This is a genomic window from Nostoc sp. (genome assembly GCF_036918015.1).
In the GTDB taxonomy this organism is placed as follows: Bacteria; Cyanobacteriota; Cyanobacteriia; order Cyanobacteriales; family Nostocaceae; genus Nostoc.
Window position 1 is genome coordinate 15,210 of sequence record NZ_JBALEO010000040.1, and the last position, 25,274, is coordinate 40,483.

Below are 25,274 nucleotides of genomic sequence, written 5' to 3' on the forward strand. Positions count from 1 at the left end.
ATTGCTGAGGGTTATTTATGAGTATATAATGCCAAGGCAATTACTAGTATGAATACAATTTATCCTTTAGTACCTTTAGTCCAAATAGCTGTCCCTGTTGAACGTCCAGAAGTTCCAATGGCTGGGAAAATATACCGTCAAATAGGTGTAAAACTTTGGGGTGAAGGCACTTATGAGAGAGAGTCAATAGACGGAATTCAGACTCAATATAAAACACTCTCAAAAGTAGAAGAAAACGATATTGTTGTAAATAAAATTTGGGCGCGAAATGGTAGTGTTTCCGTTGTTCCTGCCAGTCTTGCTGGTTGTTATGTTTCGGGTGAGTTTCCAACTTTTACTCCTATTTTAGATAAACTATACCCTTTTTGGTTTTATTGGTTTACAAAAACAAAAAAATGCTGGGAAAATTGTGATGAAAAATCACGCGGTACTAGCGGAAAAAATAGAATTAGACCAGAAAAATTTTTAGAAATTGAAATTCCCCTGCCACCGCTAGAGGAACAACGGCGGATTGTGGCGCGGGTTGAGGAACTGGTGGGGAAGGTTGAGGAAGTGCGATCGTTACGTCAAAAAGCACTTGAGGAAAGTAATTTGATTTATAAAAATCTTGTTAGAAAAATTTTTGATAATTATATAGAAAGTAGTATCTCTATAGAAAAGTTAGTAGGACGTACAAATCTTAAGAATGGAAAATCTATCAGGGCAACTGAGCAACTATCAGAAATTAAGTGCATAAGGTTATCTGCAATCAGAGATGGTCACATAGATTGCACTGACTCTAAGCCAGTACCAATGAGTCACGAAGAAGCACAACAATATTTAGTCAAAGCTGAAGATGTTTTTATCGTTCGTGGAAATGGTAGCAAACATTTAGTTGGTCAAGCAGGGATTGTTAAGAAGTTTGCAGAAGGAACTATATTTCCTGATTTATTTATCCTAGTCCCTTTAGATAGCCATAAAATCTTGCCCTCATTTTTTGTAGCTTGGTGGAATAATCCATTAATGCGAGAAAAAATAACTGAAGTTGCTAAAACAACCTCTGGTATATGGAAAATTAATCAAGGACATATTGCTTCTTTCTCAATTCCAGTCCCACCTCTGTCCGAACAACACCGCATCGTCGCCTACCTTGATGAACTACAAACCAAAGTAGACACAATGAAACGGCTTAGAGAACAGGCGATGAAAGAACTTGATGCACTTTTACCTTCCATTCTGGACAAAGCATTCAAAGGAGAACTTTGAAGGAAAAGAGAGACAAGATTTTTTATCAATAAATAGTTGGCACAGAAAATAGCAATACAGTATGAAGCCAGAAGACTTTCAAAATAGCCCAACAGGTCAATTAGTTCAAATTATACAGGGAGAAAATCCTTGTTTTGCTTTTGTTCCCAACCCTTTACCACCAGTGCTAGAACTGGATACAGAAATTTGGCGCACACTTTCTGATGCTGACCGAGCCTTGGGTGAACTTGCAGGATTAGGACGTACTATGCCCAATCCAAATCTTCTCATCCGTCCATTTATTCGCCGGGAGGCAGTGCTGTCTTCACGTATTGAAGGAACGCAAGCAGATATTACCAACCTCTACGCCTATGAAACCGGACAATTAACCATTCCAGGTCTAAATCCTTCTCCACCAGAATCTGATGTAAGAGAAGTGTTGAATTATGTTCGTACTTTAGAATATGGCTTAGAAAGACTCACAACCCTGCCTATCTGCTTACGTTTTATGTGTGAACTCCATGAGCGTTTAGTAGATGGTGTGCGTGGAGAAAAAGCGGCTCCTGGAGAATTCCGTCGTTTTCAAAACTGGATTGTAGTGCAAGGGCTAACTATCAACGACGCTCGATTTATTCCTCCACCTGTGCCAGAAATGGAAAAATGTCTTCAGGAATTAGAAAAATATCTTAATAGTGACTGTGGCTATCCACCACTTATTCGGATAGGTTTAATTCATTATCAATTTGAAGCTATTCACCCCTTCATTGATGGCAATGGACGTATTGGGCGATTACTAATCTCATTATTACTTTTGCATTGGAACTTATTACCCCAACCCTTACTTTATCTCAGTGCGTTTTTTGAACGTCATCGACAAAAATATTATGATTTAATGCTCAGAATCAGTCATTGTGGGGCTTGGCGGGACTGGCTAATATTTTTTCTACAAGGGGTAACTGAACAATCTAAAGATGCCTTGGTTCGGTCGAAACGGTTACAAGATTTGCAGTTGCAATGGAGGCAAGACTTAACTCAAACCCGTGCCACAGCCCTATTGTTGCGTCTTGCAGACAGCTTGTTTGAGTCTCCTATTCTCACAATTACCCAAGCCCAGACAATTATAGATGTTAGCTATCGCTCTGCACAACAGAACGTTGAAAAGCTCGTCAATGCAGGTATCCTGGTGCAGGCTAGTGAAGGTTCTTACGGAAAAATATTTATTGCGCCAAAAGTTTTACAAGTCATTGGTGAGTAAATTTACTTAAATTATACTTTTTACTTGAAAAGTATAATTCTTTAGATTAGAATTATACTTTAGTTGCAATCTTTGTAAAGCCTTGTCCAAAGTGGGTTTTGCTAGCTGGATAGTATATTGTCGCTTGCATTTGCTCCCAATTCACTCACAGCGTTATGTCTTAGCTACTTCCATGAGCTACAAGCGTAAACTGACACAATGAAATAATTTTAGAGAAGAATGAGAAAAGAACTTGATGTGCTGTTACTATCAATGCTTAAGCATTCTAAAGCGAATTGTCACTAAAAAAAGAGGTGGGAGCTTTATCCAACGCTGGTAAATTTATTTAAACTATAAATGTTTTACGCATGAAAGAAAAAGCGAATATTCGCCATTACTTCGTTGACGAAGCAGGAGACTTAACTTTTTTTGACAAAAAAGGACGAATTATAGTAGGACAACCAGGGGCATCTAAGTTTTTTATGGTAGGTATAGCCCAGATTTGTCAACCAGAACAGGTAATTTTAGAACTTGCAGAACTTAGAACACAACTTTGCAACGATCCACGTTTTAAAGATATCCCCTCAATGCAACCGTCTGCCAAGAAAACTGCAATTACTTTCCATGCTAAAGACGATCACCATGATGTTAGGCTAGAAGTCTTCAAACTGATGCAAACTTTTGAAGTAAAAATATTTGTGGCTATTAGATGCAAAGCAGAGTTAGCCTTAGCAACCCAAAAAACTTACGAAGCCTTGAGCAAAAAAATAAATCAAGATGATATATATGATGACCTAGTTAAACGATTGTTTAAGGATCGATTACACAAAGCCAGTGCTAATCATATTGTTTTTGCTAGACGCGGTAAAACAGCACGGGAAGAAGCACTGCAACAAGCTATTAATCAAGCAAAAAAGAACTTTGAAACTAAGTGGCAAATCTGCTCAGATAGTCAAACAATTATTAAACCAGCCTACCCATCAGAATTTGCTGGCTTGCAAGTTGTTGACTACTATCTGTGGGCTTTACAGCGATTATATGAACGCCAGGAAGAGAAGTATTTTTTTCCCCTTGCCCAGAAATACAGAATGATTATGGATTTAGATGATCGGCGAAATAAAGGATATGGAGAGTGGTATACCGATTCAAATCTACTGTCGCTAGATAAATTAAAGTGGGTAGTGGGCTAGGTCTAAGTAAACAAGTTACCCAGACACACGGCATGAAGCCGACGTTCGCCCACAAATTTATTTTATCATTTATAATAAGGAGTTTAACTATTTTATTTATTTTTATTGTAAAGTCATCTCTCTAAACTTGATAAAACTCCACTGAAATCAAGTATGTATCATTTATTTAATTCTTTTTACTGCAAATAGTGCTGCGATCGCAGCACCAAAAACTCAAGGTAAACTTCTGGGGTAGAAGTGCGTAGACACGCATTGGCTTGTCGCTAGACATAACCTCAACCTTGTAAATCGGCTTTTGACATTCTGCCATCTCCGCAAAAGTCAAGACCATACCCTACCGTAACTTTATTGGTGAAGCAGGTATTAGAAAGACAAATTGATGAAGCGATCGCTTGATGCTGTAGAGTTTGCCTTGGAAAGTGCGATCGTGCATCTGAATAATGAGACTCAACTCATGATTCAGCTTTACTCAAATATGATTTGCGGGAACACCAACAAAACAGAAATAGTATGGGACGATTACTTCAAATTGAAAGATAATAGAGGTAGATACTTTAGGTAAAGCAATATCTCATGGTTAATGTTATTCGAGGTGATGTAGATAATAAGCCAGTTTCATCTAGCAGGCTAGCTGAATACTTCGAGAAAAGACCCGATATCGATGGCAGCTTATATCTGGGATACCCAATAATAGGAACGTCTCAAGGTGGTTATCAAATTGATGCTATTTTATTATCTAGAGAGCATGGTGTTGTTATTTTCAATATTATTGAAGGAAATAATACCAGCATAGATAATATAGAAGAGTCACAAGATGAAAGTGTAACCAAAGTTCAATCAAAACTACTTCAGCATAAAACTCTGATTGAAAGAAGAAAACTAATGGTAGAAATCAATGCTGTAACATTTGCGCCGGCATTGAGTAATACACTAAATAATATTTCAGAAGACTATCCCATCATAACTAATGAATCTAACTTAGAAAAGTACTTAAAATCTTGTAAATGGGAACACAACCAATATTTTGAGAGCCTTAGCTCAGTGATACAAGTTATAACTTCTATCAGAAAAAGAAGGCAGAGGAGCTATGTTCAGAGAGAAAATTCAAGGGGTGCAAAACTCCAGAAACTGGAAGATTCAATCGCAAACCTAGATAATAATCAGAGTGCTGCTGTGCTTGAAACTGTAGAAGGTGTACAGCGAATTAGAGGACTTGCTGGCTCAGGTAAAACTATAGTTCTAGCTCTTAAAGTTGCATATTTACAGGCAAAACATCCTGATTGGAATATTGCTGTTACTTTTAATACTCGCTCTCTTAAAAATCAGTTTAAACACTTTATTAATACTTTTAGTATTGAACATACGAGTGAAGAGCCGGACTGGGAAAAAATAAAAATTATTCACGCTTGGGGAAATCCCTCAACGGAAGGAATTTATTATGAACTATGTAAAAAACATAATATTGAATTCAGAGATTTAGGTGCAGCAAGAAATCTTACAAATGTATCTGGTCAAGAGTTTGACAAAGTTTGTGAGGAAGCACTCGATAAAATCCACAGTTTTGAGCAGTATTATGATGCAATACTAGTTGATGAAGCACAAGATTTTTCTAAACATTTCCTGCAACTTTGTTACAAAATTTTGAAGCAGCCAAAAAGACTAGTTTATGCATATGATGAGTTACAAAGTCTGAGTAATAAGACAATGGAATCACCAGAAGAAATCTTTGGAAAAGATACTTACGGTAATCCATATGTTCAACTTAAAAACAGATCAGGAAAACCAAAACAAGACATTATATTAGAGAAATGCTATAGAAATTCTCGCCCACTCCTAACTTCTGCACATGCTCTGGGTTTTGGAATATATAGAAATGAAGGATTAATCCAGATGTTTGATGATGCAGGGTTATGGAGAGATATTGGTTATGAATTAGAAGAAGGGAAGCTAGAAGATGGAAAGCCTGTAAAGCTTAGTAGGACTAGCAATACTAGTCCAATGTTCCTCGAATCTCACTCATCTATTGATGACTTAATTATATTTAAGTCCTTTAATAATAACCGCGAACAAAATGAATGGTTAGTTAAGGAAATAGAAAAGAATATTAGGGAAGATGAATTAAAATATGATGACATAATGATTATTCATTCTAACCCGTTTACAACTAAAGATGCCGTTGGAACCTCTAGGGCTTTACTCTTTGAAAAAAAGATTAATTCTAACCTGGCCGGAGTTACAAATTCCCGCGATGAATTTTTTAGTGAAGAAGCAGTTACTTTCACAGGTATCTATAGAGCAAAGGGAAATGAAGCTGCAATGATATATGTTATAAATGCTCATGAATGCTTCTCTGGTACAGAGCTTTCCAGAAAAAGAAATATCTTGTTTACTGCCATGACAAGAAGCAAAGCTTGGTTAAGAGTGTTGGGGTATGGCGAAGACATGAGGGGTTTGGTGAAAGAATTTGAAGAAGTGAGAAAAAGAAACTTTGTTCTTCAATTTACCTATCCTACAGAAGAAGAACGAAGAAGAATGAATGTTATCAATAGAGATATGAGTCCTAAAGAGCATGAACGTAGAATTCAGAACCAAAGAAAATTAAAAGATATTATTGAGGATTTAGAGAAGGGTGTTATGCAGAAAGAAGATTTGCCACCAGAATTAATAGAAAAATTAAAAAATCAACTATTTGAAAATGACTAGTCATCAAGAAATTTATAAAGAAATTGAATACATTACTAAAAAACTAATAGAAGTTAGTTTATGCGATCAACAAAATTTTCCCTCATCTACATCTCTTGGTAGAGATAGTTATGAAATTGCATATTCTGGTATGCAGAATCTCTCAGTAGCACTGAAAAATATTGACTATAAGAACATATATAATGAACTAGAGAGAGGTAAAAACTACAATTTCAAAATGATTGATTGTGCGTTAATACAACTTTTGTATACGTATAAAAAATCTGAGTTAATTTCACATAGGCTTGCCTTTTTACCATCACCATTTTTAGAAGTATTCCAGAATGAGCCTACAATTTATGAAGCAGACGAAATATATGCAGATATAATAGCAAAAAATATATTACCAGTACCAATCAGATTCGATTATGATCCAGGCAATCATAAAGAATTAGATCACCCCAAATGCCATCTAACCTTGGGACAGTTTGAAAATTGTAGAATACCTGTTTGTTCCCCAATCACACCGAGTACCTTCATATCCTTTATTATTCGTAGTTTTTACAATACTGCTTTTAGGAAATTTACAGATGATCTTACGTTCTCAAGTAACCTTTTCGATAAAACGATAACTGTTGGAGAGAAGAAAGTATTACATATAGCTATTTATTAAATTTTTGTATAGAATGCTTACTGGTTAACCGACTCATACAATCTGTTGGAAAGCCGAAGAATCAAGCAGTACTAATAATTTATGAGCTTTCCATCCACTAATAACGCCGAATCTTACACCTTTCCGTAAACTTTGGAAATTATAACAGTAAGTTTAAATTGTGGCGATCGCACTTCAGTTTTTCTTCAACTCGCTGTCATTACATTGACAATTACAGAGGAATGCCCATAGAAGATTAGGCACAATAAGCTCTTGATTTGAGTGCGATCGCAATCCTTAGTAAGCTTTCTGCCGTTTTTTCATACTTCTAAAAGGCGTATGACATTTGTTACATTTTCCCTGTTCCCACAACGCCGGGATAGCAAAACGTTCTTTGCAAAAGGGACATTCTGAAAGCAAACGCAACTTGTGGCGATCGCACCCCACCATTGATTGAAACTGCCACTCTAGGCGGTGATATGATTTCTCAGCATAACAAGCCGCACATAAACGAATTGGCTCAAGCTTCATCTTTTCGCCTTTTGGCGGCAGCATTTGAACTATTTTGTCTGCGTCCAAACCTATTAGTTTTGCGATCGCCTCTAATTCCTTTTGACTGGGAAGCGGATTCAATCGAAATTTCTCCCACCTTGCTAATACTGGGCCAATTCCTGCGGCTTTACTTAAACTCCCAGGAGACGAGACGCAAACTGCTTCGTGTCGCCTAAATCGTCCAAAATAGTGACTAATACTCTCCCCTTCGTTGGGTTCTACATACCAAGGCGGACGTTGAACCGCTTCTGGCTCCATAACTTACATCTCAATGCTTAAACGGCTTGAACTCAAAGTAAATATGCCATTTTAGCCTTTCCTCTTAAATTTAACTTTTGGTTCCTTGCGTCTACCAAATTTTCTAGTCAGATTAGCTTGACTCAATTCAAAGGATGGCTCATCTAGTTTCAGGATTGCAATTTTACGAAGTAAATCATACAAAGGCTCAATCAGCCCTCCAGATTTTAGTTTCAAATAAGAAATCACACTATCCATTTGTGCAAGATTTAATCGACCATCTTCAGGAATGAATTTTTGCTCCCAATCATCCACAACTTCAATAATATCTTCTTCAGTTAAATTGGGAAACTCGTATGGCTCTAAAAATGAGTCATGAACGCGCACGTATGGAAGACTTTTTCGTTCGAGAATATTATCGCTTAAATAGTAAGTCCCAACCAAGATAATAGCTATTCGCCATTTCGTAAAAATATCAATTAGTTCGTTAAATCCTTCCAAAGTTAGGTAGTCGGCATTACCAATTATGAGTATTTTGACACCATAGCTTTTAAGAGTTCCCCATGCCCGCGATCGTAAATCTCGCAGCGCTCCAACATTAGTAAGCGGATGACCGACTTCTTCTAGAATAGAGTAATACAAATCTGTTGGGCCACCATGCTGATCAATTTCGGCATAAATAACAGTCGCCGGAATTTCTAACAATGTCCCTCGCCTTTTTACATATTGCATCCTATAGAGTTGGCAAGCTTTTAGCAAACCAGAACCTGTAGCAGATGTAACGTAACCACAGAGTTTTGCATCACGCTGGTCATCAAGCCAGTCAAATAATTCTGTATCGCGGTCTAATGGTAAGTAAGTGTCAGCTTTACCAATTCGCTCAACCTCAGCCTGTATTTCTGGTGAGCGACGCAGTTCATCAGCAGACTGTAAACTAGCATCAAACTGCTTCTGAAGTTTTGGTTCTACATGGGCTAAGTTAGTCTCTGACATTTTACTTACCAGTTATCTTCCACAAATTGGTTCCAATTTTGTACCCCTACTCTCGGTCGTCTAGCCTTAGCGGTGCGATTGGTTTCAGGTGTATCCTGTTTGTCTATAGAATTTACAGGTTTTTGTGAGGCAATATCAGGTGCAGATGTAGAATTTTCTTGTGATATCGTTGTTTCCTCCAGTATTGCATTTTCAGGAAACATTTCAACAATTTTCGATTTATTAGACTTTTGTCCCTGTTTTGCTTGAGCTTTTCTTTGCCGTTTTCTCCGACTTTTACGTTCTTGTTCCACGTCCTCAAATATATTTAGTCGTTCATTCAAAATTGAAGAATTATCAACTTCCTTAGCTTCCACCCGAAGCTTCTTCTTAATCCAATTTAATTCCCCAAGAGAAAGCCGCTCTTTTTCTAGATCCCTAGCTTTGACAACACCAATAAACTCTCCTGGTTGACCGTCAAGAGGACGGGTATAAGCAAGCAGAGTTACAATATTGCGCTGGTCATATCTTAAGGAAATTTTCTGACCTTCATACCTTACTAAAGAATCTCCCTGATATACCAAACCTTCAAAGTTGACAGAACCATATTTCTCGACATTCCGATAAGCAACTTTCATTAAGCAGATGTCTAGTTCACGCTCATCGAAAACTTCTGGCTCACTCAAGAGCATTGATTTCCAGCGTTTAATACGTTTTTGGTTTTTTACCTTTGGATAATCATGCTGATTGTAGTGGTCTACAAAATACCTCACTAATATTCTTTCTAGCTTATCAAGCGTTAAACATGCAGTTCTCTCTGCCTCTTTAGGGCGTTCCTCAATACTCGATCCGGTATATCCTCCATATAAAGACAAAACTTCCTTATTAATCTTGTCAAATATAGTTTCAATTAAACCGCCTGCCGATGGAAAAGCACGTAGCCGACGTTGGAAACCTAACTGTAGCGAAATTTGCTTCAAATGTGCAGACTTAAATTCCTTGGCGCGGTCTGTAACTAAATATTCTGGAACACCCAGAATATCCCATTTTTCTTGCAGTTTGTACTCTGGTTCGTAATGCTTTGGCAACATTGAATGACGAAAGGCTAGTGCAACTTCATGTGACCCAGCAGACTCATATCCCAAATAAAACCCAACCACACATCCAGAATAGCTATCCATCACTAATGTTATGTAAGGGCGACCAATAATTTCTTTGTCTTCATCATCAATCAACAAAATATCTAACTTGGTATGGTCAACCTGCCAAATCTGGTTGCTATGGGTAATTTCTAAAATTCCTTCAGTTGTCTGAATAATTTGTCCTTCGGTTGGTGAACCGGGATGGCGAACTATTCTGCTTTCTTGATCAATATTAAAGTTTATAACTTTATAGACGGTGACATGAGAGGGACACTTTCCCTCTATTAAATCCTTTAGTACCTCTGGGTATTGTTTGAATTTTTCAGCATCAGCATACTTTTTAGAGCGTAGTTCTTCTCCCTTAGATGCCAAAGCTATCAAGTATCCGTGAATTTGATTATGATTTACCCGCGAACCCTCTTTTTGACCCCATTCATGCTTTTCAACTATAAATTGAAACCATTGTTTGCTAATACGAAACTGTCCTTTATCCTGACGACCGACTGCAAGGGTAGCAACTCCGTCTTTTTGAACTCTCTCAACCATTCGTTTTATAGTTCGGATGCTTTTGCCAAGTGTTTTAGCTGCCTCTGCGATCGCATCCCTGCGAGCATTCTTATCAGGTGCTTGTACAATGGCATCAATTACATCAGCTTTTTGCTGAAACTCTGGCGAATCATCATTAAACAGTAGATAAGGCTTTCCCTCTACCTGCTCCGTAGCAACAACTTCCTCATGATCGGAGAGATTAGCGCCTTGACTCAAAGAACGCGTAGACATACACTTGACCTGTCTTCCAAGAAAAATGACATCATTTACTTTAAAACTCTATCAGAAAAATGACATCATTTACTTTAAAATTGGTGAGAGAATAATCAAAGAAAAAATATGGTTCAAATACTTTTGCAGCAAGGCTTTTGGCTTATTAGGGAGCTATCCTAAAAATGGACACTAATTCTTTAAAATGGACAATAATTATTTAATGTACAGCTGCTCGTACTAATCATGCTTTTGTGCTGACGGAAACTGTAACGGTTGCTGAATTAATGCACCAAGGAGCAACAGCAGACGATATTCGTCGTCAAGTTTTAGTAGAGGATTTATTTCAATTACGTTCTCAAGCTTCCCGCGAAAGAGCGCTGCAAACAATACTCAAGCGTCTGCATCAAGTCCCAGAGACTTACGTACACTTAATTGCTACTGGTAATATTGATACCCGACGATATACTATTTTGTTTTTGATTTTGCGGGAGCATCGTTTGTTACGCGAATTAGTTGCGGAAATCTTGTTAGATAAAATCAAAGCCTTTGACTATATTCTAACTGCGGCTGATTTGCGAACTTTTTTTGAAGGTAAACGGGAGCAAAGTGCAACTGTAGCAGCGTGGTCAGATTCTACTTATAAAAAGGTAATGAGTAGTACAGTACAAGTTATAGTAAACGCCGGACTCTTGCAGCCTACTCCGCAACGAGGTAATTATGAAATTCGATCTATACCCGTACCATCAATATTGCGTCAACAACTTCTTAATGATGGTTTTGAGCATTATCTGGCTTTAATGCTCGATTTTTAATCAATGGCTAATGCTTTATAAACTGCGTCTACGGGGTCGGCATAAAATGAAGTTTGAAATTTAGCAAATAATTCTGGCGGGACACTCACTAAATCAACAGCGTTGGACATTGGTAAGAGAATACGTTTTGCACCTGCGTCAAATGCAACTTGTAAGCTACCAGCCAAATTACTCACAGGGGTGATTGTACCGCCTAAAGTCATTTCCCCGAAGATTGCAAGTTGGGTTTGGACGCTGCGTTTAAGAGTTACCGAACACAAAGATATAAACAAAGCGAGTCCACTTTCCTTGGGTATTCCTACCCCCTGTAAGTCAAGTAACTGCAATAAAAAATCGTAATTATTCGGGTAAATGCTACTACTAATTCGTTGGGCGATCGCCTTAAAGTAATTTAAAGCAATGTTCGCGCTGTCTTTAATTTTGGCTGTGTTTGCGACACCTGTACGTGTCAACTTACCGTTACCTGGTACTACTTGCGATTCGAGTTTAAAAGTGCCAATAATACCGCTATCTCCAGTGCTAATAAAGTGTAAATGACCGGGAGTTAATATTTCCTGACTAATTAAACTGGAACCACCTTGTTCGGGGACAGAGACAAAATATTCATCCATTGTCTCTAAGTCAATGTAGCTAAAATACACATCGTAAAATTCCATCCCGCCAATTTTTTTGAGTTGTTCCTTCACTCGTCGTCGCACTCGCAGGGCATAAACTAAAGCTTCCCGGACATCTTCTTTAGTATAGGAACCATCAGGAAAAAGTAACTTTAACAACCCGGATACAGTTTTACGAACTGCTTGCACATCTCTTTGCTTCAAGTTATTACCCAGTCGGTAGTAACTATCAATGGCATCAGCAAAGCTGCGTTTACGCATTTCCCGCAGCCATTCGGCTAAATAATCGACAATAAAACCGTACTGGTTAGTAAAATTTTCTGGGCTGAATTTAGGAATTTCCCAACCAGGAATATATGCGTGAAAGCGGTCAAAAAATGCCGTATCTATCATTGTTTCCGGGAAGGGTGCAAGCAAGTGGGAAGTTCTCACCAAAGATTCAACGCTTTGGTTGATGTTTCCCACAAAAACCATTGAAGCGGTGGCAGTAATTTCTGCTTTTCCCCGTGCAAAGGAACCGGAAGCCATGTAGTCTTTCATTATTTGCACACCGTCGTTGTCGTGGAAGCTGATGCCAGCAACTTCATCAAAAGCAACTACATCGAATAAACCAACTAATCCGATGCGACGGGTGGACATATTGTAAAACAGGTTGGCAACTGTGGTTTTACCACCGGAAACTAAAATCGAATTGGGGGAAACTTCTTTATAAACGTGGGATTTTCCAGTGGAGCGAGGGCCAAGTTCGCAGCAATTGTAATTATTTTCGCACAGAGGAACTAGGCGGGCGAGTAGATGCCATTTAATTTCTGCTTCAAAGGTAGTAGATTCTAAACCTGCTGACCGAATTAAAACATCAATCCATTCATCACGGGTAAAATTAGGACGACCCGCAAATAGTTCCTCCATGTCTACATTAGGCATTTGGATGGGTTTGAGGCTGCCGACAATGAAGGGACTGGGTTTAATTCCAGCTTCGTATTCTAGTTGTAAAATACACCAAATTCCACCACCGAGTAACTTTTGGTTGACTTTGACAATTTCCGGGTCAACAACCACACCTTTTATACCCAGGTTCATCAAAGTACCTTGATACATATCTTCTTTTTCGTTCAGTGTTACCGTTACCCTGTCAATGATCGTGAAGCGTCCTAATTCCCGAATTTTTGATTTTACTTGTTCTGCTTCATCAGGACGAACGTAGTTTTGGGCGAGGATATTTTTCACACGGGTGACACCTTCCTCGATGGTAACTTCATCGTCTGTAGCGCAGTACATTCCCAGTAGGTATTCCAAAACGTATATAGGTACGTTTGCGCCTTCTTTAATACGCTTGGTCAGGTCTTTACGCACCACCTTTCCAGGATAAATGCTGTTTAGTTTTTGGTTGAGATCATCCATACTGGGATGCGGGGGTGGTGAGAATATTTTTTGATATCTTTTAGGTTAGCTTATGATTTAACTATCAAAAATCGCCAAAATCGTTGGCTATACTCAAGCTAATAGTCCAGTCTTCTCGCACCAATTCGCTGTCATCATCGGCATCGCGGATAATTAATAAGGCACGGGTAGGAGGGTTAGAAGTCGCGATCGTTAGACGGACGATATTTCCTCTTTCGCTGGGGTTGGAACTGCTACTACTTAATTCGATTTTCTTGACATCAGTGATAGGTGTATTGGTTTCGGTATTATACAAAGCCACTGTTATTTGACGCGATCGCCATCTTCCTTCAACTGCATCTGTTTGTACCAATGTCAAGGTAAAGCGATTATTCGTGACTCTTCTTTCTCTGGCGCTAACTTGGACATTGACTTTTCTGGCTATTCCTTCATCGTCTTTTGTGGCTCGTTTATGATGATAGGTGATAATTGGTATGCAGATTTCTTGTAGAGAAGCACCACCGTGGACAAATTGCGAACCTGCACCCTGAATGGCGAAGCGTAATGTCCCGCGAGGAATTACGGTAAAGGTATTTTCTGCATAGGGTAAGAAAAAGTGTAATAAACTGGGTTCCTGTATTTTTTCTCGCGTTAATAGGTAGCGACGTTTACTTTCTAAAACTACATCGCCGTTTGGTATGGAACGTTTTTCTGCTTCTTGGATGGGACGACGTTGATATAAAAATCCGTGGTCGCTAGTAAAAAATACATTTGTGCCATTAAGAGAATTACAGATTTTCTTGACTAAACGCACAAGTTCTTTAATTGCATCTTCACAGGCTGCAAATACTTGACGTTCGCTTGCTGGTTTATCGCCAATGGCATCAATGACATTGTGATAAATATATACCAAGCGGTAGGATGAAATTGCATTCCGCCCTTCTTCAATCGTCATGTCTAATAAATGGCCTGCATCAATCACTGTTGCTTCAACTTTGCTATTTTGAGTTAGCAATTTTTGCCGAGCTAGGGAACCTTTAGTACTGAGTCCATCTACTTTTACATCATCATTTTTCGGCACTAATTCTAGCTTAGACCCTGGTAATAATGCTGCCATTCCCAAACGGGTAATGCTGGGTAAAACACCTAATTGTGCATTGAAATTGGTGTCACCCCGTAATTCTTTTTTGATGACTTCTTCGAGTTCTCTAGCGACTTCGTAACGCAAAGCATCAGAAATAATCACAAAAGCTTTTTCTCTGTCGCTGCGATCGAATATGGGCAAAACATTTTCGCGGTAAAATCTGGTTTGAGATGGAACACCAGCTAATTCCCATTTTTCACCGAGAGAATCTGACCAAGCAGCACCTAAGCCATCCAGAAACCATTGAGTGTAGAGATTTTCAATATCATCGATTAACTCTCGTTTGAGTATATCTCCTTGGGCTGCGTCACTAGCAACAATGAAATGACGGTAAGCAAGGTCAAATTGGTATAATTCGCTGGTGTAAGCTTTAAATAAGACAGGTGCGGAAAGATGAAATCCTTCTCGATATTGCTGTTTGAGTTCGAGTAGAGTTATCGCTGCATCGAGCGCTTGATAAATTGCTTCGTAAGTAGGAAACCAAATTAAAGTCCGACGAGCTTGCAACCAATTTCGCCAAGGTGTTAAATTTTGAGTTTGTTCTCCCATTTGAGAACGAAGTATTTTCACACAACCTCGGATTAAGACTTTATCGACATCCTCAAAACTTGCAGCCTCACATAATATATCCGGTTCTAAGTCTTCAATTTTATTAAAAATATTTAATTCATTTCCAATGGTATTGCTTAATTCCTTCCAGATGTTTGAGTCTTGCTGGTCACGTATCCATTGGTCAATAAAGGCATAAGCTCTTTGCCCAGGAATAATAAGATAATTATCTAGGTATTTTTTTAATTGGGTAGGAATATTACCGCGCAGAGATTTATCAAAGTGGGTGATAATTAAATGGATGAATAATTTATTTAAACTAGGGTTTGTATTCGGGAAATCTGTATGTTCTTGAACTATTTCCCAAAATACGACTGGGGAAAAATAGCGTTCGATATCTAACCAAATTACATTATCAGATTCCAGTAAACCCGCTATTAAAACCCGACGAATTAGTAAACCCGCATCGGGTACTTTTAAACCGACAACAACCGATAGCATCGCCAAAAATAAAGCGCCTTCGTCGCTGTCAGCAGAAATTTTCATTGCTTCCAATGCTTCTTTGCGTTTGCGATTGTTGAAAAATTTCTGATGTTCGCGGATGGTATTTTCTAAACGACGCTGACGCAAGCCCAAATCAGCATAAATCAAAGCCGCAGGGTCAGCAGAAAAAGTTAAACCACTTTTTTGGATATCAAACAACCAATTATCTTGAGGTGCAGGTTCGCTTTCGGGAATGTATAGTAAAAAATTTTGATTTGGTTGTTGGATAAGTAAACGGTATTTGGTTGTAAAAGGGTTGTCAGCAAGTTGGAGTTTTTCCACACCTTCAATTTGTAGTTCGTGGAAGGTGCTGGTAAATTGTTCATCTGGATCGTACCAAAACACTACCCGTCGTCCTGAGTGCAACCAACGGGCTGAATCTTGAAATAGGTTTTCTAAGGTATTTTGGATACGAGCAGTATTCACTCTCGTTTATTCCCTCCCTCTTTGGCGATGGTTTTGAGCGTCACTTCCTTCTTTTACCATATCGATCGCCTATTTCCGAGTCTTTTTTTCACTTCCTCACACTAATACACTTCCGGCTTAAAATCGACAAGGTGCAATCTTCCGATAAAATCCTTCATGCGTCGAGATACAATTTTCTATAAACTATTTCAACAATCGCCAACTTTACTATTTGAGTTATTGACAAATCCTCCAGCAAATACAGACGAATATAGATTTGATTCCGTAGCAGTTAAAGAACCAAAATTTGAAATCGATGGCGTATTTTTACCTCCAGAAAGTCAAAATTCCGGTGTTGTGTATTTCTGTGAGGTACAGTTTCAAAAGGATGAACAGCTTTATGAAAGGGTATTTGCCGAATCTTCACTATATTTTTACCGCAATAGTACCAGGTTTAGTGATTGGCAAGCAGTAATAATTTATCCATCCCGTAGTATTGAACAAAGTAAAATTTATCCCCATCGCTCATTTTTGAACGGAGAGCAAGTAACTCGCATATATTTGGATGAGTTGGGTGATATTCGCTCTTTACCTGTTTGGGTCGCGTTGATGGTGTTGACTACAATTGAAGATGAGCAAGCAACCGAAGAAGCTAGGTATTTGCTTACCAGGAGTCAGCAGGAAGCACCTCAGCCAGAAAATCGCGCCATAATAGAGTTATTAACAACAATAATGGTGTACAAATTTGAAAATAAGAGCCAACGGGAGGTAGAGGAAATGTTAGGAATTACACTTAAAGAAACACGGGTTTATCGAGAAATCAGAGAAGAAGGGGAAAAATCTCTGGTTTTGCGTTTATTAGCCAAAAGGGTGGGAGAATTACCCCAAGAGGTGCGATCGCAAGTTGAATCTCTCTCCCTGGAACAGTTGGAAAATCTGGCTGAAGCATTGCTTGATTTTACTAGTATGGCTGATTTGGATGCTTGGTTGGCAGCACTTAAAGCTTAAAATCGACAAGGTGCAATCTTCCGATAAAATCCTTCATGCGTCGAGATACAATTTTCTATAAACTATTTCAACAATCGCCAACTTTACTATTTGAGTTATTGACAAATCCTCCAGCAAATACAGACGAATATAGATTTGATTCCGTAGCAGTTAAAGAACCAAAATTTGAAATCGATGGCGTATTTTTACCTCCAGAAAGTCAAAATTCCGGTGTTGTGTATTTCTGTGAGGTACAGTTTCAAAAGGATGAACAGCTTTATGAAAGGGTATTTGCCGAATCTTCACTATATTTTTACCGCAATAGTACCAGGTTTAGTGATTGGCAAGCAGTAATAATTTATCCATCCCGTAGTATTGAACAAAGTAAAATTTATCCCCATCGCTCATTTTTGAACGGAGAGCAAGTAACTCGCATATATTTGGATGAGTTGGGTGATATTCGCTCTTTACCTGTTTGGGTCGCGTTGATGGTGTTGACTACAATTGAAGATGAGCAAGCAACCGAAGAAGCTAGGTATTTGCTTACCAGGAGTCAGCAGGAAGCACCTCAGCCAGAAAATCGCGCCATAATAGAGTTATTAACAACAATAATGGTGTACAAATTTGAAAATAAAAGCCAACGGGAGGTAGAGCAGATGTTAGGAATTACACTTAAAGAAACACGGGTTTATCGGGAAATCAAGCAAGAAGGACGAGAAGAAGGACGGGAAGAAGGACGAGAAGAAGGAGAAAAATCCCTTGTTCTGCGTCAATTAGCTAGAAGGGTGGGAGAATTACCGCAACAGGTGCATCAACAGGTTGAATCTCTCTCCCTCGAACAGCTGGAAAATCTGGGGGAAGCGTTGCTTGATTTTACCAGTATGGCTGATTTGGATGCTTGGTTTAATCAGTTATGAATTTTGCTTTAACAAATCCCTTTTCCACTGGGATGCTTTTTCTAAATCAGCCATTTTTAAATCTGCACCTTCATATACCAAACCTTTAAATCTGGTGTAGTTGTAAGCAACTCCGTCATCTAAATCTAGTTTAATTCTGGCATCAGCTAAATGTTGCAGCTTTGCTTGATAGTCGCGTAATTCTAATTGTTGATCTTGCAATTCTTTTAAGCGTTTTATAGCTGCTTTTTTGACAATACTGGATGATGCATTTTCTAATTGTTGCTGTGCGCGGGCAATTTCTCCATCTAATTTTACTTGTAATTCCAAAACATAATCGGTGCGGATGCGGGCCAGGGTGTCTTCGTTATATCTGTGGAGATAGATTAATGCACCAAAGGCGCGTTTTTTACCGCTTGTAAATAGCCAATATATCGGACGTTTTTTATATATTTGAATGTGGTCAGAAATAAATTCTTGCAGAAAGTAGCGGCGAATTCTATCGCGGGGACTTTCGCCGTTTTTTAGGGTGAGTGCATTGGCGATAAATTCGAGGTTTTCCGTTAGAGTTTCAGGGCTGTAGACGATGCGGATAAAATCGACGATGCGGGTGACTATATCATCATCAAAATAGGCTTGGTCGGTGATGGGAATAATCGCATCAATATCGGCGGGGAAGGTTTGGTGTAGTTTGGGGTCAAAGGGTTGTCCGGCGTGGATGAGTCCGGGTTTATCAAGGGAGTAGCGCCCCATGATACAGCCGACGGCGTAGGAGATGAGGGAACGAATATCTTTATTTAAGTCGGCGCGGCGGATGGTGATTTGGTCGTCGGGTACTTCTGGGGTGAGTTCGTCTTGTAAGCCGTATACTTCTATCCAGTAGCGGTTATTTTCTTCTTCTAATTGTTGCATTCTATAAACTTGGTTATTGTAATAAGCTTTCCAGTTTTCCCAAGTTTGCTGAACTGTTGTAGTTTTTAGAGAACTAGTTAACCAAGGATAATTTTCAAAATCCCAAGACGTTTCAAAAGAATCCCAATCAAACTTAGATATATCAATTAAATTTTGAATTACAGATTTAATATCATGTACAATTTTATTAAAAGGTAATAGAGATATGTCTTGAATTTGATAATTCAATGTTGGATTAATAACAGAAAGTAATTGACTTGTTACTTTTGAACATAAAAAACCTAAGATAATTGGTAACAGTTCTTTAGATGGCAGTACACTAGAACTAGCTACATCATAGCAAACTCCTGCTTTTTTATATTTTGCCGAAAAATAGCTAGAAGTTACAAATCCCCAGGATATCCCATCAGAAAAATAGTTATTTAAGTCTCTAACTCTAGACCTTAATACTCCATTAACAGATAGATGTCTTATTTCATATCCATCATTTAGCCAATCTACTATATGCTCGAAATTCCCATACCACTTCCTAAAATCACCACCTTTTGAATATAAAAACCATCTTTTAGGATGTTGAGGCATAAGGTTACTGTATATATTAATCGAGCTATTATTGACTTCATACCAATATCTTAAAAAACGATCGTTATTTCCTGTTTGCATTCCAGTTTTAACTTCAGCAATAGAGCTAATTGGTTTAAACTCTGTAAATATATTTCTGATTTTATTGGTAGTTGAATATGCGATCGCACTCCCCGGTATCTTCTCAAAATCAGCTTGTTTTACTCCTAAATAACGATTTTCACCTTTAAGTAATGTCTCTTGTTTCCATTTATTGCTATAGTTATCTGTTAATCTAACGAAGATAGATGTGCTTTCATTCGATTGAGGTTTTAGTTTACTTAAAACAAAAGCTGTAGACTGTACTACTTTACTGTTTAGCTCTGGGAAAACGCCAATCCCCAAGTGCAGCATACTACAAATTGTATAATTCTGGACTATCTCTTTTCTTATTTCCTCATAACTGCTTAGAAACATCCAGCTATGTTGATTAATATTTGACATTAATCCATGTTTTAATGTCATTTCTAATGATTTTTTAATAAATGGTGCAAATAGATCACCTTTATTTTTTAGCAATAAATCGCTTCAATACTTCATTAAACGAACCACTACCCATATAAGGCGGATTCGCCACCACCACCCAATATTGATTCCTCAATAATTCCGCCTGCAACACCAACCCCCGCAAAGTCGGAACATATTCCCGAAAAACTGAACTACTCGCCTCTAAATCATCTAATTGCTGCTTCAACTTCTCAGCATCAAAAATAGGCGGTGTAATCAAACTTCCCAAATTATCCGCATCCTTAAAAGCCTCAATCAACCCTTCCCAATCTTTACTATTTAACTCATCAGCTAGTGGCAAAATTTGTCCGTGAATTGGATGCACAGTAGTAATATTCAAAGCAACAGGCTTCCGCAAAATCCGGGAGTTCTTCGCCCTCGCTTTCATCAACACAGCAAAACTTGCTAACTGCGCCGCCCGTTCATCAATATCCAATCCATGTAAATTATGGGTTAAAATCAACGCAGGAATATCTCTTTCTAAATAACCCTGTTCTTTATAAATTTCAAATAGCAAATCAAACGCATAAACTAATATGTGACCGCTACCACAAGCAGGGTCCATCACCGTCAAATCTTGTGGGTTTTGAATTTTAGATACTTCGACTTCGATCAGTACAAGTTTTGGATTCTGGATTAAAGATTCTAAATTATCTTCCTCTTCTCTTATTTCCTCTCCTCTTGGTAGAGGGTTAGGGAGAGGTTCCTGATTCTCCAAATAATAGGGCATCTTTTCCCGCAAATTTGATTCTGGGTGAGACTCTAACCACAAACGCCCCAAACTGTTTTCCACCATATACTGAACAATCCAACGGGGTGTAAATAGTTGGGTTGCAGCGGGAATATCTGCGGCTGCAACTTTGGATTTCGCCCCAATTACCTCATCTTTGCGTTCAGAAATATAGAACTGATACAGCCAACCTACCACCTCAATATCTTGCCAATCTGACTCTGGAATTTCTTTCACCAGTCGGCGCAAAATTGAATCCTGATTAAGCAGATTTCCTGGTAAAAACAATGCTTGATAGTTTTTACTCTTATCAAACAAAGCCGGAATACCCTCAGCTAATGCATTACATTGCGCTAACAGCAAACGACGATAAATAAACTCATCGGGATTTGGTTCTCGACTGGCAAAACTGCGCCACTGATTGAGAGTTTCTAGGTCAAAACCAGGTAACTCACCCATTTCTGCAATAGAAAAAGCATCCCGTAGCATATCAGGGTCAACTAAATTCGGGTCGCTACTACTCAAAACTCGCCCAATATACCCGTTTATTTCCATAAACCGCAACGCTGCTAAACGGTTAAACCAGGTGTAAGCAATTTCATCAATTAATGCATCTACAGCTTGAGGGTGGTGGTGATTTATCCTCAAATCTTGGAGATGTTTCAGCAATTGGTCATACTGAGTTGCTTCATTTGCATCTAAAGTTTGGCCAGCTACTAATAAACCCCCCGTAACTTTCTGCGGTTCAATAATACTGTTACGAGTAATTCCATACTGAGTAGCACGCGCTGTCACCTGTTCCCGTAGATAGCGACGCGCCCAAATAGCAAAATTTTTAATCGCAGTACGATTCATATAATTTTAAATTTTAGATTTAGAATATGGGTTAAATTCCCGACTTTATTTTAAAAGTCGGGAATCTGGCAATTATTCACAAACTACTCAATGCGAATACGATTATTTTGTTGTATTTTATCAAGTAAAGCACTTCGCAATACTGCTAAATAATCTTCCACATCTTGTTCTGTTTCCAATAAGTTTTTCGATGCAATTTCTCTAACTTTTACTGGAACAATTGGTTTAACGACGGGTTGGTTTTCATTATTATCGAGATTTACCCGATTTTGAATAATTGCTATTGCTTGTGCATCAATTGTTTGAAATATTTGCGCTTTGATTCCTTCAAGCTCAGTTTGACGCGCTATAACTGAGTCGATATTTGCTACTTGACTAACTGCATTAACAACATTATCAACTTCTCTAGTTATACTCGCTATATCTAATTCTGTAGAAACATCACCATAGGCTGAGGTAATATATTTACCAACATCCTCGCGCATAGTTTTAGCTTTTGTCTGAACTTGGGCGATTTGTGACTGTAAAACCTCCTGTACCTTCTCTTGGACTGGTTTTAATAATATTGCTAATTCCGGTATTTTAGCAGTCGGATCTGGCATTGCTAAAATTTGTTTTGCCGAACTAACCCGTTTTAATATATCCTGGTCGCTGATGTGACGCAATTGCAGTTCTAGGGTTTTTAAATCATTGCTGGCTTTTAGGAATACCTTAATTTGTGCCGTAAAAAAGGAATGCAATTTTTGTACATCTTCGATATGTTCCTCGATTTCATCTTTTCGAGCGCGAAATGTGCGGTAAAATTCTGCTGCACTATCTTTGGCTAATAAATCATCTAATATTTGTAAATTACTACGCAATAAACTAGCAAAAGGTAAATTATCTCCAACATTTTTCTCTACTGTTTGCAACCATTCCTGTAATTTTTGACGGCGGTCGTTAAAAGCCTCTTGGTAAGCTGTAAAAAGTAATTGTGGGTCACTAGCTGGATTTTTATCTAACAATTCACTCGCCATGTTTTTGGCAATTGTCAAACTTGCACTGTCAATAGTCTCTGCCAAACGTACAGTATACTCATCTAAACCTTTTTTGGAACGTAATTTACTAACTAACCCATTTTCTTGCAAATTGACGCTATTTTGGGCGTGTCGTAATTCAATTAATCCCTTATTAGCAAGTTCTGCCATTATTCCCAGTGTATCTAACTCCGACCAGCCATAGGGACGAACTGTGAATTTGTCTACTAATGTCCGAATTGTGACTTGGCGATAAACGCAAGTTTCTTCGCGCAACCAATTTTGCATATCACTGTGTGCTGCATTATTTACAGGTTGACTATTAATATCTAATTCCTGAGTCTCACGAGTGAATGCATTAGCTATCTGATCTTCTGTTTCAAAACCACTGGCAACATAACCCAGTTTTATATATATATTATCAACTAAATAAGTAAGACCTTCAATCAATACATTCTTACTGTCACGGTTACTAATTTCCACCTTGCTACCACAAGCAAAAATAGTAGCACGAGCAATTAAATCTTTTAACTTTTCTTGAATTTCTTCACGTCGTTTAGTATTTTCATCTCCCCTAGACCTTAAAATACTTTGAATACTAGGAGTTAAATTACTACTATTTTTTAAACGCAAATATTCAGTAGTTTTAATTAAAGTATTTAATTCATCTAATAAATGCTTGTCATCGGGTAATCTTACCAAGACCTCATCACCACTTACCGTAGACACCATACAGTAATTATCATCCTGCATAGCTTGGTAGGCTTCCGCGTATGGTGTAATAATATGAAGTGTGATATCACTTTTTGAAGTTCTTAGTTGTTCATCAAGTTTTCGGTTGAATTGATATTGATGACGCGAATCCTTACGAAAAAGTTTATCAGTAAAAATTGCATCCCAAACAAGCTTTTGTAATTCACTAGTTACTTTATTAGGCTCAAATTGTGTATTTTTAATTTCTCGTCCAATATCTTGCTCCTCGTAGGTCAAAAATTCATATATATCACCATTGCGCTGAATTAAGGTTTGCTTTTCCAATCGTTCTAATGATTTTTCTACATCTTCCTTTAATGTCAATCTATCTTGGTCAATATTACTAATACTTAAAGTAATTAAATTATCAACATTTGCCCGAATTTCTTTAACGTACTTAATCAGAAATAGCGTTTTCAACAAGTTAATATCAAACGGCTTTTGCAGTTGAGAGTTTTCCTCACCTTGGACAATTACCTGACTGATAACACTATCTAAAAATCCTTCTACTGCCATATAAAATGTGTGGAAGGGAACCAAGACACCAAGAGATGAGTTCGATATTTCTTTAGAAGCAACTTGAAACGCATCTAATAATGAACGTTCTCCCGATGCTAAATGTTTACCCGCAGAACCCATAACCCGAATTTGAGTAAACACTTTCTGCAATAAATTGAATTGATAGGGAATAAACGGATAAGAAGTAATAAAATCTTCGGCGTTGCGATATCCGGGCAATTCTGCACTATCCTGGCTAAAATTAATTTGGTTTTTCAGAATTGTAAATTTTTGATTATATAAAATCTCTAAATCTTTTCGGGCTGCATCATTTTTTGCCAGTAATCGTAATTTAATTACCTCATCAGTATTTGTGGAAGAAAGACTTAGAGGACGGTAAAAACGACCAATAATTTTAGAGAAATCTTGCTCCTTAATCCGATTTTTAGTAATTTCATCCATCGCTTCTTGGGATGTCACCACTACCCAAGCTTTCCCTTGACATTTAATACCTAACTCCTCTACTACAGTTTGCATATTCAGCATTAAATCGGGATTTTCACCAATATATTGCCCGACTTCATCAACCATAAAAATTAGACGATGTTGTTTACCTTTTTTGTTCAAATGCTCTTTAACTTGCGTGGAAAATTTATCTACACTCAAACTATAGCTTTGTTCGTTAAACTCTAATAATTTACTTGCAGCTTCTGCGCTCATCCCGGTGCTAGTTTGCAAAGCCGTAATTATGGCATCTTGATAAAAACCCCAAGCATCCCGATTTTCTTTCCATTCCAACCCATTTTCTGCTAAAAAAGCTTGTTGAAAAGCCTCATACTTGCCCTGCTTATCCAATTGACGTTCAAATTCGGCAATTGCTGGCACTGTACCAAAATAACCCAAATATTCATCAAATACTTTCTGGAAAACTTTAACAATACTTTCCTTATCATTTTTACTACTAGCTTCCGCTTTCGAGTCAATATTGAATAAAATTACATCGCAGGAATTATTTGCAGCTTGGGCAATACTTGCACGCAACATCGCATCGGGAATGCGAACATCATCAAAATAATCTAACGCCCGCTTATTTCCCATTTGTTGATTCGCAAGCAAATAGGATAAAATCTTCAGAAAGTGGGACTTACCCGAACCAAAAAAGCCTGAAATCCAAACCCCCATCTTATCTGTTGGGTTGTTTAAAGCTTCAGTATAACGTTCAAAAAAAGTGCTAAAATGCTTGTTTAATTCCTTGGTGACAACATACTCTTCCAGTTCTTGGCGAACGTTATTTATATCTTGTTGTCCGACTTTAATTACACCATTAATATTACGGTAAATATCTTTTTGGAAGAGTTCAGAAATTTTCATAGTAGTTATTATTCAAAAGTCTATTGAAAATGGT

At 38.0% G+C, this 25,274-nt stretch carries 16 protein-coding genes and 1 pseudogene; 8 read left to right on the forward strand and 9 right to left on the reverse strand.

The features are described 5' to 3' along the window. Window positions 1–48 precede the first annotated feature (48 nt). The 3 genes from V7K61_RS09480 (at window position 49) to V7K61_RS09490 (ending at window position 3,648) form a co-directional block, all read left to right on the forward strand. On the forward strand, window positions 49–1,245 hold the full coding sequence (locus V7K61_RS09480; RefSeq protein WP_335053039.1) for a restriction endonuclease subunit S: 1,197 nt from the start codon (window positions 49–51) through the stop codon (window positions 1,243–1,245). A gap of 61 nt (window positions 1,246–1,306) precedes the next feature. Next, a complete protein-coding gene (locus V7K61_RS09485) occupies window positions 1,307–2,479 on the forward strand; it encodes a Fic family protein (protein ID WP_335053041.1) in 1,173 nt (390 codons plus the stop codon). 347 nt (window positions 2,480–2,826) lie between these two features. Then, the gene (locus V7K61_RS09490) at window positions 2,827–3,648 is read left to right on the forward strand and encodes a DUF3800 domain-containing protein (RefSeq protein ID WP_335053043.1); all 822 of its coding nucleotides are present in this window, start codon (window positions 2,827–2,829) and stop codon (window positions 3,646–3,648) included. 166 nt (window positions 3,649–3,814) lie between these two features. On the opposite strand, the gene V7K61_RS09495 is transcribed toward V7K61_RS09490, so the two are convergent. Further along, window positions 3,815–3,979 (reverse strand): hypothetical protein, encoded by a 165-nt coding sequence (locus V7K61_RS09495; protein WP_335053045.1) that lies wholly within the window; start codon window positions 3,977–3,979, stop codon window positions 3,815–3,817. 242 nt (window positions 3,980–4,221) lie between these two features. Here V7K61_RS09495 and V7K61_RS09500 point away from each other — a divergent pair, with 242 nt between their 5' ends. Next, window positions 4,222–6,351 carry a DEAD/DEAH box helicase gene (locus V7K61_RS09500; protein ID WP_335053047.1) on the forward strand — a complete coding sequence of 710 codons (2,130 nt, stop codon included), beginning with the start codon at window positions 4,222–4,224 and terminating at the stop codon, window positions 6,349–6,351. Then, window positions 6,344–7,003, forward strand: coding sequence for a DUF2290 domain-containing protein (locus V7K61_RS09505; RefSeq protein WP_335053049.1), 660 nt, complete (start codon window positions 6,344–6,346; stop codon window positions 7,001–7,003). Before V7K61_RS09500 ends, V7K61_RS09505 begins: the two co-directional genes overlap by 8 nt. Before the next feature lie 276 nt (window positions 7,004–7,279). On the opposite strand, the gene V7K61_RS09510 is transcribed toward V7K61_RS09505, so the two are convergent. From V7K61_RS09510 to V7K61_RS09520, 3 genes are read right to left on the reverse strand one after another with little or no spacing between them, the layout of a single operon-like run. After that, a complete protein-coding gene (locus V7K61_RS09510; RefSeq protein ID WP_322673136.1) occupies window positions 7,280–7,792 on the reverse strand; it encodes a TniQ family protein in 513 nt (170 codons plus the stop codon). A 51-nt stretch (window positions 7,793–7,843) separates the two neighbouring features. Further along, window positions 7,844–8,764: an ATP-binding protein gene (locus tag V7K61_RS09515; RefSeq protein WP_322673137.1), complete on the reverse strand. Its 921-nt coding sequence runs from the start codon at window positions 8,762–8,764 to the stop codon at window positions 7,844–7,846. A 5-nt stretch (window positions 8,765–8,769) separates the two neighbouring features. Then, window positions 8,770–10,665: a Mu transposase C-terminal domain-containing protein gene (locus V7K61_RS09520; protein ID WP_335053053.1), complete on the reverse strand. Its 1,896-nt coding sequence runs from the start codon at window positions 10,663–10,665 to the stop codon at window positions 8,770–8,772. A gap of 230 nt (window positions 10,666–10,895) precedes the next feature. On the opposite strand from V7K61_RS09520, the pseudogene V7K61_RS09525 reads away from it, so the two are divergent. Then, a pseudogene (locus V7K61_RS09525) lies at window positions 10,896–11,459 on the forward strand (BrxA family protein); the annotation flags it as partial. Here V7K61_RS09525 and brxL read toward each other — a convergent pair. Both brxL and pglZ read right to left on the reverse strand, forming a co-directional pair. Next, window positions 11,456–13,474 (reverse strand): protease Lon-related BREX system protein BrxL, encoded by a 2,019-nt coding sequence (brxL, locus tag V7K61_RS09530; RefSeq protein WP_335053056.1) that lies wholly within the window; start codon window positions 13,472–13,474, stop codon window positions 11,456–11,458. The pseudogene V7K61_RS09525 and the gene brxL overlap by 4 nt on opposite strands. A gap of 64 nt (window positions 13,475–13,538) precedes the next feature. Next, entirely contained in the window at window positions 13,539–16,115 is a 2,577-nt protein-coding gene (gene pglZ / locus V7K61_RS09535; RefSeq protein ID WP_335053058.1) for a BREX-1 system phosphatase PglZ type A, read from the reverse strand. A gap of 156 nt (window positions 16,116–16,271) precedes the next feature. Between pglZ and V7K61_RS09540 the strand changes: the two genes are divergently transcribed. Beyond that, on the forward strand, window positions 16,272–17,102 hold the full coding sequence (locus tag V7K61_RS09540) for an Rpn family recombination-promoting nuclease/putative transposase (protein WP_335053060.1): 831 nt from the start codon (window positions 16,272–16,274) through the stop codon (window positions 17,100–17,102). A 35-nt stretch (window positions 17,103–17,137) separates the two neighbouring features. Then, complete coding sequence (locus tag V7K61_RS09545) at window positions 17,138–17,998, forward strand: Rpn family recombination-promoting nuclease/putative transposase (protein WP_335053062.1); 861 nt, start codon at window positions 17,138–17,140, stop codon at window positions 17,996–17,998. Here the strand turns inward: V7K61_RS09545 and pglX (V7K61_RS09550) are convergent. The 3 genes from pglX (V7K61_RS09550) to brxC form a co-directional block, all read right to left on the reverse strand. Next, window positions 17,993–19,975 (reverse strand): BREX-1 system adenine-specific DNA-methyltransferase PglX, encoded by a 1,983-nt coding sequence (gene pglX / locus V7K61_RS09550; RefSeq protein WP_335053064.1) that lies wholly within the window; start codon window positions 19,973–19,975, stop codon window positions 17,993–17,995. The two genes, V7K61_RS09545 and pglX (V7K61_RS09550), sit on opposite strands and share 6 nt — an antisense overlap. Before the next feature lie 40 nt (window positions 19,976–20,015). Continuing rightward, entirely contained in the window at window positions 20,016–21,602 is a 1,587-nt protein-coding gene (pglX, locus tag V7K61_RS09555; protein WP_335053066.1) for a BREX-1 system adenine-specific DNA-methyltransferase PglX, read from the reverse strand. A gap of 83 nt (window positions 21,603–21,685) precedes the next feature. Beyond that, a complete protein-coding gene (brxC, locus tag V7K61_RS09560; RefSeq protein WP_335053068.1) occupies window positions 21,686–25,240 on the reverse strand; it encodes a BREX system P-loop protein BrxC in 3,555 nt (1,184 codons plus the stop codon). Window positions 25,241–25,274 lie beyond the last annotated feature (34 nt).